Origin of the sequence: Intrasporangium sp. (assembly GCF_035280925.1) — a bacterium.
Classification (GTDB): Bacteria; Actinomycetota; Actinomycetes; order Actinomycetales; family Dermatophilaceae; genus Intrasporangium.
Genome location: NZ_DATEEY010000149.1, coordinates 1 through 11,118 on the forward strand (window position 1 = coordinate 1; position 11,118 = coordinate 11,118).

Genomic DNA, 11,118 nt, shown 5'->3' on the forward strand with positions numbered 1-11,118 from the left:
ATCGCTGAATGTCATTCGCGCCACTGGGCCGGGTGCCTGCGAAAACCTAGCGTCGAGGAATGCCAGCACATCGAGTCGCCGTGGTCGTCCCGACCGACTTCACCCTCTTCGAGCTGGGGGTCGCGGTGGAGGTCTTCGCGCAGCCGCGCCCCGAATGGGAGACCGACTGGTACGACGTCACGGTCTGCACGGCTCACCCCGGAGAGGCGGCGGTTGTCGGCGGCCTGTTCGAGGCACGGATCCGGCACGGAGTCGAGGCCATCGACGACGCCGAGACGGTCATCGTCGTCGATGCGGAGGACGACCTGGTCCAGCCCGCAGAACCGGAGGTGATCGACGCGATCCGCCGCGCTCATCGTCGCGGTGCTCGCCTGGTGTCCTTCTGCACGGGCGCCTTCGTCCTCGCGTCCGCTGGTGTGCTCGATGGGCGACCGGCGACGACGCACTGGGAGTTCGCCGGGCTGCTCGCACGGTCGTACCCTCGGGTCAAGGTCGATCCCGACGTGCTCTACGTCGACGACGGCCAGGTCCTGACGTCAGCCGGCACCGCGGCCGGAATCGACCTCAGCCTCCACATCATCCGCAAGGACCATGGCGCCCACGTCGCCCGCAAGGTCGCCCGCGCCATGGTCGTCGCGCCACACCGAGAGGGCGGCCAGGCGCAGTTCGTCATGACCCCGGTGCCCAACTTCACGGCTGAACAGGAAGGGGTGAGCCGGGCCATGCAGTACGCGATGGAGAACCTGCACGAGGACCTCGGGCTGATCGACCTCGCCTCGCGCGCCTACATGTCCCCGCGCAACTTCTCTCGCCGGTTTCGCGACTTGACTGGTACCACCCCCGTCAAGTGGCTGAGCCACCAACGGCTCTCGCGGGTGCGCGAGCTGCTCGAGCAGACTGACCTCTCCGTCGAGCGCATCGCCGTCGAGACGGGCTTCAACAGTGCCGTGACCCTGCGTCAACGATTCGCGCAGCACCTGCTCACCTCACCGACCGCGTACCGCCGCGCGTTCCGGGCCAGGGGTGCCGACGCGGCAAGGCCATCGGCAGTCGGCGACCCTGCCGCCTGAGTCACCGGTACCACCTCGAGAGCACACGCCCGTATGCCGCTGGGCTCGTTTGGTGCCCCTCATCCCTTGCGGGTGAAGGTCGAGAGGAGCAGGTCGCCGAACATCTCCGCGTAGCGGCGCTCGCTCCACCTGCGCGACACGACCAGGCGCTCGGTGACGTCCCAGGACATCAACGTCCAGAGCATGTCCGCGGCGCTCTGCACGGTCCAACGCTCCGACAACGACCCCTCGTCGTCGAGCCAGGCGGCGAGCCGCCTGCAGCTCTTGAGCCAGTTCCTCATCGTGAGGTCCCACAGGGCGGCGGCGTCAGGGTCGGTGAAACGGGCTCGCTCGATCGCACGGTTGATGGCGAGGATCCGCGGGTGTGAGCGGGCGATGTGCGACGCCCATTCCGACAGGGCACTGACTGCATCAGCCGAGTCCCAGACACGGGCCAGGGAGGAGACGAGGTCCTCCGTCACGCCGAGGTGGCGGTAGAGAGTGGTGAGCAGGTCGGAGCGCGAGTGGAAGTGCAGGTAGAGCGCTCGGTGCGAGACGCCGGCGGACTCGGCCACCGCTGCCAGGGTCACGGACTCGAACCCGCGCTCCTCGACCAGGCGCCGTGCCGCGCTCAGGAGCGCCTCGCGGGTCCGCCGCCCTCGCGCGTTCTGTGGCTCGTCCACCGGCATGGTGACCCCTTAACTACAGAAGAACTGAATATTCTGTTGATGCCTTCGGAGTAGCAGCCTACCGTCTAAGAACTACATACGAAGTGTAGTTCTTCGGAAGGGAAGGCGAATGCGCGAGCCAACCGGCGGGTACCTCCCAGCAGGCGCACCTGCGCGACCTCGCTGGTGGCTCGTCGTCGCCATGGCGCTCGCCACCTACCTGGCCATGCTCGACATGACGGTCGTCACCGTTGCACTGCCCATCCTGACCGAGGACTTCCGCACGACCCCGGCGGTGAGTGAATGGCTCATCCTCGCCTACCTCCTGCCCCTGGTCGGGTTCTCCTTGCCCGCCGGACGTTGGGTCGACACGGCTCCGTGGCGGGCCAGCCTGCAGGTTTCGCTGGTCGGCTTCGCCGGTTCGAGCGTCCTCGTCGCGCTCAGCTCGAGCGTCGGCTTCGCCATTGCCGGCAGGGCGGTCCAGGGCCTGTTCGCCGCGCTGCTGTTCTCCCTGGCACCGGCGGTGGCCAGCACGGCGGTCCCGCCGTCGTCGCGGGGCCGGGCCATGAGCGTCATCGCGACGGTCGGCCCCCTCGGCGCCGTCAGCGGCTATGCCGCAGGGGCATTCATCCTCGACAGCTTCGGCTGGCGATGGACGTTCTACCTCAACCTGCCCATCGCCGCCGCGGTGCTGGCCATCGTGCTTGCCGTCATGCCGGCTGATGACCGCGTGTTGCGCCTGCCCTCACCTGACCTGCTCGTCGAGGGCACCACGCTGCTGTTGGCCGCCGGGACGCTGTTGACCGGCCTGTCCCTGGCCGCCTCCCGCGGCCTCCCATGGCTGGCCTTGTCCCTGACGAGCGTCCTGCCCCTCGCGACGTGGCGACTCCTGGAGCCCGGCCGTCGGGCGATCGACCGCCTCAGCGAGCCATCGGTCCGGCAACCACACCTCAGCCTGCTCCTCGAGACGGCCGCGTTCGGCGCAGCGAGCTTCGTCCTGCCCTTCCTGCTCGGCGCTATTGTCGGCGGGTCCGCGAGGACGGTCGGGCTGACCCTGCTCGCCCTGCCGCTGGCCTCCATCGTGGGCAGTGCCGTGGGCGGGCTCCTCGCGGACCGCTCCACTCCTCGTGCCGCGGCAGTCCTCGGGGCAACGGTGCTCTCCGCCGGACTGGCCGTGCTCACCGCGGCCGACACGTCGTGGGGTCCCACCGACTACCTCTGGGGCATCGCGCTCGTTGGGTCCGGGGCCGGCTCCTTCGCCGGCGCGAACCAGGCGATCGCGATGACAGCGGCCGCCCCTGGTGACGCGGCAAGCACCGGCGCGTCGACGAACGTCGCGCGTCAGCTCGGCTTTGCGGTCGGGCCCGCGGTAGGGACCACGGTCTGGGCCGTCGCCGACTACGGGAGGGCTGGGCTGGCCATCGCGCTCGCCCTCGCCTCAGCCGGGAGCCTTGCGGCCGCCTTCGTCCTGATCCGCCAGCCACGGCAGGTCGACGCTGCTCAGGCGCAGACAACACCAAGACCGACAACCAAGGAAAGGAACCCTCGATGATCACCGATGCAGACCTCAACGTCGCCGTCATCTACTACAGCCAGACCGGGACCGTCCACGCGCTCGCGGAAGCGGCAACCGAGGGCGCGGTCAAGAGCGGCGCAGCGGTCCGCCTGCGGCGCGTCAAGGAGCTCGCCCCGGACGCGGTCATCTCGAGCAAGCCCGAGTGGCGCAAGCACCTCGACGAGGTGGCCGACATCCCACTGGCGAGCCTGGACGACCTCGTGTGGGCCGACGCCGTCCTCCTCGGTACGCCGACCCGCTACGGCACCACCGCGAGCCAGCTGCAGCAGTTCATCGACACCACGGGCCCGATCTGGCAACAGGGCCACCTGTCGGACAAGGTCTACAGCGCCTTCACCGCCAGCTTGACCGCCCATGGCGGCCAGGAGAGCACCCTGCTCGTCCTCAACCACGTCTTCACTCACTGGGGCGGCATCATCGTGCCTCCCGGCTACACGGATCCGATCGAGTTCGAGGTCGGCAACCCCTACGGGGCGTCGTTCGTGTCGGGCGGCACGATGCCCGACGACATCCACCTGGAAGCCGCGCGCTACCAGGCCCAGCGGGTCACGGAGGTCGCCCGCCTCCTGAAGCGTGGACGAGCAGCGGCCTAGGAAAGCGCCCATGATCGAGCTCCTGGCCAGAGCGATGTTCGACCGGCGATGCGACCTCGATGGGGCCGAGCCGGCCCTGGTGGAGCTGGCCTGGGCCGATGCGGACATCCGCCGCTTCTGGCTGGCGGAGGCGGCGCACGTGGTGCAGGTCCTGAGGGAACTGAGTGCCGAGTCCTCGAGCCGCGAAGCGAGCTGACCGCAGCCATCGTGGGTCAAACCACCCACTCGGCCGACGCCGCGAATGGGTGAGTAGCCCGACGCGGCGGCCAGGTCCGCCTTCCTAGCGTCGAGGGCATGACCAGTTCAATCCCGATCGCAGCCGGTGCCGTCGCCACGGTGATCTTCGCCGGGAGCGTACTGCCGATGCTGGGCAAGGCAGCCCGGACCAAGGACCTGAGCTCCTACAGCCGCGGTCACCTGCTCCTGGCCAACCTCGGCAACCTCTTCTACTCGGTCTACGTCTTCCACCTGCCGCCCGGCCCGATCTGGGCCCTGCACACCTTCTACCTCGCGTCGTCCGCGCTGATGCTCCTGTGGAGCGTGCGGTACGCGCCGCGCCGACGCGCCCTCTCCCCACAGCAAGGAGTCAGCCATGTCCACACCCCAGCCTGAGCACATCGAGACGGTCATCATCGGCGCCGGCCAGGCCGGCCTCGCCACGGGGTACCAGCTCCAGCGGAGAGGCCGCCCCTTCGTCATCATGGACAGCGAGGGACGCATCGGCGACGGCTGGCGGCACCAGTGGGACACCCTGCGCCTGTTCACCCCGGCGTGGGCGAACGCCCTCCCGGGCAAGCCGTTCCCCGCGCCGGCGTGGTCCTACCCGACCAAGGAGGAGTTCGCGGACTACCTCGAGTCGTATGCCGCTGAGCTCGCCCTGCCGGTCCGGCTCGGTACGCACGTGGCGCGTCTGCAGGCGGCGGGTGCCGCCGACGTCAGTGAGGACCGAGCCACGGGTGGCTACGTCGTCACCACTGACGGCGGCCAGATCCATGCCGACAACGTCGTCGTCGCCACCGGCACGTTCGGCCGGACCGCGGCGGTGCCCGACTTCGCCGACCAGCTCGACCCGGCGATCGTCCAGCTCCACTCGAGCGAGTACCGCCGTCCGGGCCAGCTTCCTCCCGGCCCGGTCCTCGTCGTCGGTGCCTCTCACTCGGGGTGCGACATCGCCTACGAGCTGGCGGCGACCCACGCGACGATTCTCGCCGGTCGCGACCTGGGCCAGATCCCCGTCCCCTTCGACTCCCGCCGCTTCCGGCTCGTCTTCCCGCTGGTGCTCTTCGCCTTCGCCCATGTGCTCACCCGGCGAACGCCGATCGGCCGCAAGGAGATGGACGAGATCCGGTTCCACGGCGGCTTCCGGCTCAGGGTCCAGACGAAGGACCTCGAGGAGCGCGGCGTCGACTGGGTCAAGGACCGCGTCACCGGCGTCGAGGACGGCAGGCCCGTTGTCGAGGGCCGAGGGCCCGTGGACGTCTCCACGGTGATCTGGTGCACCGGCTTCCGCCAGACGTTCGGCTGGATCGACCTCGACCTCTTCGACGACCGGGGCTGGCCGCGCGAGCTCGGTGGAGTCGTCGACGCAGCACCCGGTCTCTACTTCATGGGGCTGGGCTTCCAGTCCGCGGCGAGCTCGATGATGGTCCACGGGGCGGGGCGCGACGCGAACCACGTCGTGCGCCACCTTCTGGCCAGACGGCAGGAGCCGGCGGAGTACCGTCGAGGGACGGAGCAGCCATGGGAGACGACGAGCTGGAAGCTGGGCGACAGGCCTACGCGCGCCGGCAATGGGAAGCGGCGCGTGAGCATCTGACGCGTGTCGACCCAGCCACGTTGGGAGTCGACGACCTGCGTGCACTGAGCTCAGCGGCATACCTCACCGGCGACCGCAACGCGGCCATCGGCTACCTCCAACGGGCTCACTCCCTCGACGTCGCCGCAGGCGATCGGCTCGCCGCGGCGCGTGAGGCGCACTTCCTCGCCATGATCTTCTCGACGAGCGGAGAGCCCGCGGTCGGCGCGGGTTGGGTTGCTCGCGCCGAACGACTCGTTGAGGACGAGTCGGATGACGCAGCCATTCGTGGGCACCTGCTGATCCACGAGATGTTCCGGAGGCTCTTCAGCGGTGACCTCGCCGGGATGCTCGCGTCCTGCGAGCGCATCGAGCAGATCGGGCGTACTCGCGGGGACCCGGATCTCGTGACGTTCGCGCTCGCGAGCTCCGGGCGAGCCCTGCTCTACCTCGGGCGGGTCCGCGAGGGGCTGGCCCGGCTCGACGAGGCCATGGTCGGGCTGGCCACGGGTGAGGTGTCCCCGATCATGGCGGGGCAGATCTACTGCTCGATGATCGAGGGCTGCCAGGAGATCTCCGACTACGAACGGATGACCCAGTGGACCGAGGCTCTCACCCGGTGGTGCGACGACCAGCTCGGCCTGGTCGCGTTCACCGGGCAGTGCGCCGTCCACCGGGGACAGATCCTGCGCGCCCGAGCATCCTTCCCGGAAGCGCTCGCCGAGCTTGCGCTCGCGATCGAGCGATACCGGGCGAATGGGATGGACCCCGCGGTCGGTCTGGCGATGTACGAGCGCGGCGAGATCCTGCGCACACTCGGCGACCTCGAGGGGGCCGGGGCGGCCTATGACGAGGCGGCCACGTGGGGCCACGAGCCGCAGCCCGGGTTGTCCCTCCTTTGGTTGGCCCACGGCCGGACGGCTGCCGCCGCAACCAGCATCCGCCGCGTGCTCGACGAGGCTCGGGACCCCGTGGCCCGGTCACGACGGCTCGGTCCTGCCGTTGACATCCTCTGCGCCGCAGGTGCGCTCGACGAGGCAGACCGAGCGTCCGTCGAGCTGGGCTCGATCGCCGAGTCCTTCGGGTGCCAAGCGCTCAATGCCACCGCATCGTATGCCGCTGCGCTCGTCGCGCTGGCCCGTGACGACCCTGCTGGGTCCCTCACGCACCTCCGGCGAGCCTGGAAGCTGTGGATCGACCTTGGCGCCCGCTATGACGCCGCCCGGGCACGAGTGCGAATCGCCTTGGCGCTCAGGGCTCTCGGCGACACGGTGTCAGCGACGTCCGAGCTGTCGGTGGCGCAGCGGACCTTTGCGGAGCTCGGTGCCGAGCCGGCCCGGCGAGAGGTCGAGCGACTGCTCGCGACCGGCCTGCCGGACGGCCTGACGTCTCGGGAGGTCGAGGTGCTCCGACTCGTGGCGACCGGGCGGAGCAACCCGCAGATCGCGGCAGCACTCTTCCTCAGCGAGAAGACCGTGGCCCGGCACCTGAGCAACATCTTCGTGAAGACCGGCGTGACGTCACGGACCGCGGCGGCGGCCTACGCGCACGAGCACGATCTGGCGTAGACGCTGGCGTAGGCCCCGAGCCCCCGCGACGGCGAGGGTGGCACCGGGAGCTCCGGTGCTCGGTCGTGGCCCGCGACGGCGCTCCGCTCAGGTCGGACGGGGCTCGACGAGGCCGGACTCGTAGGCCAGCACGACGAGCTGGGTCCGGTCTCGGGCGCCGAGCTTCATGAGCACCCTGCTCACATGGGTCTTGGCAGTCGCCGCCGAGACGTAGAGCTCCTCGCCGATCTCCTGGTTCGACAGACCTCGTGCGACGAGCGTGAGGACCTCGCGCTCCCGTTCGGTGAGGGCCGCCAGTGACTCCGGCGCCGGCGACCGCGCCGGGGTGCCGCCCGGGTCGGTGACGCCCCGGCGGACGAACTCCTCGATCAGCTGCCGGGTCGCGCTCGGCCCGAGCAGCGAGTCGCCCCGGGCCACGACCCGGATGCCCGCGAGGAGGTCGGCCGGCGGTGTGTCCTTGACGAGGAAGCCGCTCGCGCCGGCCCGCAGCGCGGCGAAGACGTACTCGTCGAGGTCGAAGGTCGTCAGCACGAGCACCTTGGTCGCGCAGTCGAGATCACCGATCGCCCGGGTGGCTGCCAGGCCGTCCATGACCGGCATCCGGATGTCCATGAGGACGACGTCCGGTTGGAGCGAGCTGACGAGGTCGACGGCCTCGGCACCATTCGCCGCCTCGCCGACGACCTCGAGGTCCGCGGCTGAGTTCACGAGCAGGACGAACGCGCCCCGGACGAGTGCCTGGTCGTCCACCACGAGGACCCGGGTGGCGGCGTCGCCCGTCACGACGCACTCGCATCACGGGGGAGCGAGGCAAGGACCCGGAAGCCGCCGCCGAGCCGTGGCCCGGCCTCGAAGGTGCCGCCGTAGAGCGAGAGCCGCTCGCGCATGCCCGCCAGACCATGTCCCCCGCCGAGTCCCGACCGATCGGGGCGCCCGCCCTCGTCGGTCACCTCGATGGTCACGAGCTCGTCGTCGACCCCGACCCGCACATGGGCGACCGGGCCTCCGTGCTTGAGCACGTTCGTCAACGACTCCTGGACCACGCGGTAGGCCGTCAGCTCCACGCACGCCGGCACCTGCGCCGCCGTCGGTGCGTCGAGAGTGACGCCGAGGCCCGTCCTACGCATCTGGGCTGCGAGAGACGGCAGGTCCGCCAGGCCGTGGACCGGCTGGACGTCGGCCGGCTCCGAGCCGTCGCGGAGCACACCGAGCATCCGCCGCATCTCGGTCAGCGCGTCGCGGCTCGTCGTCTCGATCGTCCCGAGTGCCGCCTTTGCGCTCGCGACGTCCTCGTCGATGACGTGTGACCCGACGCCTGCTTGCACCGCGATGACGGACATCGAGTGCGCGACGACGTCATGCAGCTCCCGGGCGATCCGGAGCCGTTCGGCGGAAACGGCGGCGCGTTCACGCTCCTCCCGCTCCCGCTCGAGCAGCAGGGCCCGCTCTTCAAGTGCCGCCCAGCGGGCCCTGCGCTGCCGCAGGTTGTCGGCGGCGAGCCACGCGACGCACGCGGCGAGGAGGCTCGAGATCCAGTCGGCGAGAACCACTGCGCCCTCCGGCTGGAGGGCCAGTGACACCGCGAGGGTGGCCACCGTCGCGCCGAAGGCGACGAGCGACCCCCGTCTGGTCCCGTGCAGGGTGATCCCGAAGAGCAGCACGAACACTCCGAGAGCCGGGTACGGGGCGTAGTGCAGCAGCGCCCAGGTCACGAGCGAGCCGAGGGCCACCACGAGGGCCACCCACGGGAGCCGGCGGTGAGCGGCATACGGCATGGACAGCCCGACCGCGAGGGCCCACGCCCCAGCGTCAGCCGGCCGCAGCCCGCTGGTGGAGGGCCCCGGGAAGGACAGGACGAGCACGACGAAGAGGCCGACCGCGACGAGGACGTCGAACAGGCGCGGGTCGAGTCGCGGCACCCGCGGTCGCTTGGGCGGGGACATGCCTCAACGGTAGGCGTGCGCGTCGAGGCGCGGATCGGCTTCGAGGAGTAAGCCCCAAGGTGTATGCCGCCCAGCTCGCTCCCGCTCCGTCCGCCGGCAGGCGCACGGCGAGGTTCGCCCGCCGGGCCGACGACGACTACGCGTGCTGGGGCGGACCGTGGTTGGCATGCCCACGACACCACCGAAACCGGGCACCCACACCAAGGAGTCCACCCACATGTCAACCCTTTCCTTCCACGAGCTGACCAAGCGCTACGGCGAGGTCGCGGCGCTCGACGGCTTCACCGCGGTCGCGATGCCCGGGCGCGTCACGGCCTTCGTCGGCCCCAACGGTGCCGGCAAGACGACCGCGCTGCGGATCCTGCTCGGCCTGGCCGAGTCGACGACCGGCTCCGCGACGATCGACGGACAGCGCTACCGGGACCTGGCCCACCCGACGCGCGTCGTCGGCGCAATCCTCGACCAGGGCTTCCACCCCAACCGGACCGCCCGGAACCACCTGCGGATCGTGGCCCGGCAGGCCGGCGTCGCGCCGTCCCGCGCGGACGAGCTGCTGCACCGCTTCGGGCTCGACGGGGCGGCCCGGCGCCGAGTCGGTGGCTACTCGCTCGGCATGCGCCAGCGCCTCGCCCTCGCCTCGGCCGTCATCGGTGACCCGTCCGTGCTCATCCTCGACGAGCCGCTCAACGGGCTCGACCCGGACGGCATCCGCGAGATGCGTCGCTATCTCCGGTCGTTCGCGGACCGCGGAGGCACGGTCCTCCTCTCGAGCCACCTGCTCAGCGAGGTCGAGGCCGTCGCGGACGACCTCATCGTCATCAGCCAGGGCCGGCTCGCGGCCGCCGGGTCCCTCGCGGACCTCGTGGCGGACACCGACCTCGAGTCGGTCTTCCACTCGATCACCCACCCCACCCACACAGAACAGGAGGCCTGGTCATGAACCGCCTCATCTCCCTCGAGCTGCACAAGCTCCGCACGACGCCCGCCGCGTGGGTCGCCGTCGTCATCACGGCCCTCCTCGGAGCGCTGTCGGTCGCGACGAACACGTTGGGCCCGATCACGCCCGGCGGGCCGGCGTTCGGCTCGACCGACCATGTCAACCACGCGCTCTCCGTGTCGGCGCTCACCTCGATGGTCATGCTGTCCATCGGCGTCATCATCGTCGCCTCGGAGTACCGGACCCGGACCATCGTCTCCACCTTCCTCGCGACGCCGCAGCGCGCTCGGGTCCTCGTCGCCAAGCTGGCGACCTCGCTCGGGCTCGGTGCAGTTCTCGGCGCCGCGGCTTTCGGACTGGCGTGGGTCGAGGCGACGCTCCTGTACGCCTCACGCGGCGTGCACACGCTGCCGGTCGACCTGACCCAGCTATGGGTCGGCGCCACCGTCTCGACGGCGCTGTTCGGGCTGCTCGGCGTCGCGCTCGGTGCCCTCACCCGCAACACCGTGACCGCCATCGTCGGCGGGATCGCCTGGGCCATGGTCATCGAGATCGGGATCCTGTCGAGTGTCGCCCCCGAGATCGGCAAGTGGCTCCCGGCCGGCAACGCCCTGGCGTTGACGAGCGTCGGCAGCGCTGGTTCCCAGCTGCTCTCGCCGTGGGTCTCGGCAGCGGTGCTCAGCGGATGGGCGCTCGGTCTCGCGGCGATCGCGACCCGGTTGACCCTGAGCCGTGAGGCGCACTGACCGGGCAGTCCGAATCGCCCGTGGCGGACATCGTGAAAGTTCGCACCCCTGATGCGGGGTGCGAACTTTCACGCATGACGGCGTCGAGCCGCCCAGCACGTGCTCCTGCTGCGCGGCTGTGGAGCGGCTGCCCTCGAATCCCAGAGCCGTATATGCCGCTGAGCTGGCGAGCGCTCGCCAGCTCAGCGGCATATACGGCTCTGGGATTCGAGGGCAGCCGCTCCACAGCCGCGCAGCAGGAGC

The 11,118-nt window shown here is 70.5% G+C and carries 12 protein-coding genes; 9 read left to right on the forward strand and 3 right to left on the reverse strand.

All coding sequences use genetic code 11. From position 1 onward, the window contains the following. Window positions 1-59: 59 nt before the first annotated feature. Window positions 60-1,070, forward strand: a complete 1,011-nt coding sequence (locus tag VJN29_RS13845) for a GlxA family transcriptional regulator (RefSeq protein ID WP_324144214.1) — start codon at window positions 60-62, stop codon at window positions 1,068-1,070. 59 nt (window positions 1,071-1,129) lie between these two features. Here VJN29_RS13845 and VJN29_RS13850 read toward each other — a convergent pair whose 3' ends face one another. Next, on the reverse strand, window positions 1,130-1,738 hold the full coding sequence (locus VJN29_RS13850; RefSeq protein WP_324144215.1) for a helix-turn-helix domain-containing protein: 609 nt from the start codon (window positions 1,736-1,738) through the stop codon (window positions 1,130-1,132). Window positions 1,739-1,847: 109 nt separating this feature from the next. Here VJN29_RS13850 and VJN29_RS13855 point away from each other — a divergent pair, with 109 nt between their 5' ends. The 6 genes from VJN29_RS13855 (at window position 1,848) to VJN29_RS13880 (ending at window position 7,249) form a co-directional block, all read left to right on the forward strand. Next, window positions 1,848-3,269, forward strand: a complete 1,422-nt coding sequence (locus tag VJN29_RS13855; protein WP_324144216.1) for an MFS transporter — start codon at window positions 1,848-1,850, stop codon at window positions 3,267-3,269. Then, window positions 3,266-3,886: an NAD(P)H:quinone oxidoreductase gene (wrbA, locus tag VJN29_RS13860; protein WP_324144217.1), complete on the forward strand. Its 621-nt coding sequence runs from the start codon at window positions 3,266-3,268 to the stop codon at window positions 3,884-3,886. Before VJN29_RS13855 ends, wrbA begins: the two co-directional genes overlap by 4 nt. Before the next feature lie 10 nt (window positions 3,887-3,896). Continuing rightward, complete coding sequence (locus tag VJN29_RS13865) at window positions 3,897-4,082, forward strand: hypothetical protein (protein ID WP_324144218.1); 186 nt, start codon at window positions 3,897-3,899, stop codon at window positions 4,080-4,082. Window positions 4,083-4,180: 98 nt separating this feature from the next. Continuing rightward, a complete protein-coding gene (locus tag VJN29_RS13870; protein ID WP_324144219.1) occupies window positions 4,181-4,498 on the forward strand; it encodes a hypothetical protein in 318 nt (105 codons plus the stop codon). Beyond that, window positions 4,479-5,702, forward strand: a complete 1,224-nt coding sequence (locus VJN29_RS13875; RefSeq protein WP_324144220.1) for a flavin-containing monooxygenase — start codon at window positions 4,479-4,481, stop codon at window positions 5,700-5,702. The genes VJN29_RS13870 and VJN29_RS13875 overlap by 20 nt, the downstream gene beginning before the upstream one ends. Next, window positions 5,627-7,249, forward strand: a complete 1,623-nt coding sequence (locus tag VJN29_RS13880) for a LuxR C-terminal-related transcriptional regulator (RefSeq protein ID WP_324144221.1) — start codon at window positions 5,627-5,629, stop codon at window positions 7,247-7,249. The genes VJN29_RS13875 and VJN29_RS13880 overlap by 76 nt, the downstream gene beginning before the upstream one ends. An 87-nt stretch (window positions 7,250-7,336) precedes the next feature. Here the strand turns inward: VJN29_RS13880 and VJN29_RS13885 are convergent, their stop codons facing one another. After that, on the reverse strand, window positions 7,337-8,032 hold the full coding sequence (locus tag VJN29_RS13885; protein ID WP_324144222.1) for a response regulator transcription factor: 696 nt from the start codon (window positions 8,030-8,032) through the stop codon (window positions 7,337-7,339). After that, window positions 8,029-9,192, reverse strand: coding sequence for a sensor histidine kinase (locus VJN29_RS13890; protein ID WP_324144223.1), 1,164 nt, complete (start codon window positions 9,190-9,192; stop codon window positions 8,029-8,031). Before VJN29_RS13890 ends, VJN29_RS13885 begins: the two co-directional genes overlap by 4 nt. Before the next feature lie 217 nt (window positions 9,193-9,409). Here VJN29_RS13890 and VJN29_RS13895 point away from each other — a divergent pair, with 217 nt between their 5' ends. Further along, window positions 9,410-10,132 (forward strand): ABC transporter ATP-binding protein, encoded by a 723-nt coding sequence (locus tag VJN29_RS13895; RefSeq protein WP_324144224.1) that lies wholly within the window; start codon window positions 9,410-9,412, stop codon window positions 10,130-10,132. After that, a complete protein-coding gene (locus tag VJN29_RS13900) occupies window positions 10,129-10,875 on the forward strand; it encodes an ABC transporter permease (RefSeq protein WP_324144225.1) in 747 nt (248 codons plus the stop codon). Before VJN29_RS13895 ends, VJN29_RS13900 begins: the two co-directional genes overlap by 4 nt. Window positions 10,876-11,118 lie beyond the last annotated feature (243 nt).

What these genes read in the sequence shown, in the direction of transcription:
- VJN29_RS13845 (WP_324144214.1), top strand. Translation starts at nt 60, where the DNA reads ATGCCAGCACATCGAGTCGCCGTGGTCGTCCCGACCGACTTCACCCTC.
- VJN29_RS13850 (WP_324144215.1), bottom strand. Translation starts at nt 1,738, where the DNA reads ATGCCGGTGGACGAGCCACAGAACGCGCGAGGGCGGCGGACCCGCGAG.
- VJN29_RS13855 (WP_324144216.1), top strand. Translation starts at nt 1,848, where the DNA reads ATGCGCGAGCCAACCGGCGGGTACCTCCCAGCAGGCGCACCTGCGCGA.
- wrbA (WP_324144217.1), top strand. Translation starts at nt 3,266, where the DNA reads ATGATCACCGATGCAGACCTCAACGTCGCCGTCATCTACTACAGCCAG.
- VJN29_RS13865 (WP_324144218.1), top strand. Translation starts at nt 3,897, where the DNA reads ATGATCGAGCTCCTGGCCAGAGCGATGTTCGACCGGCGATGCGACCTC.
- VJN29_RS13870 (WP_324144219.1), top strand. Translation starts at nt 4,181, where the DNA reads ATGACCAGTTCAATCCCGATCGCAGCCGGTGCCGTCGCCACGGTGATC.
- VJN29_RS13875 (WP_324144220.1), top strand. Translation starts at nt 4,479, where the DNA reads ATGTCCACACCCCAGCCTGAGCACATCGAGACGGTCATCATCGGCGCC.
- VJN29_RS13880 (WP_324144221.1), top strand. Translation starts at nt 5,627, where the DNA reads ATGGGAGACGACGAGCTGGAAGCTGGGCGACAGGCCTACGCGCGCCGG.
- VJN29_RS13890 (WP_324144223.1), bottom strand. Translation starts at nt 9,192, where the DNA reads ATGTCCCCGCCCAAGCGACCGCGGGTGCCGCGACTCGACCCGCGCCTG.
- VJN29_RS13895 (WP_324144224.1), top strand. Translation starts at nt 9,410, where the DNA reads ATGTCAACCCTTTCCTTCCACGAGCTGACCAAGCGCTACGGCGAGGTC.
- VJN29_RS13900 (WP_324144225.1), top strand. Translation starts at nt 10,129, where the DNA reads ATGAACCGCCTCATCTCCCTCGAGCTGCACAAGCTCCGCACGACGCCC.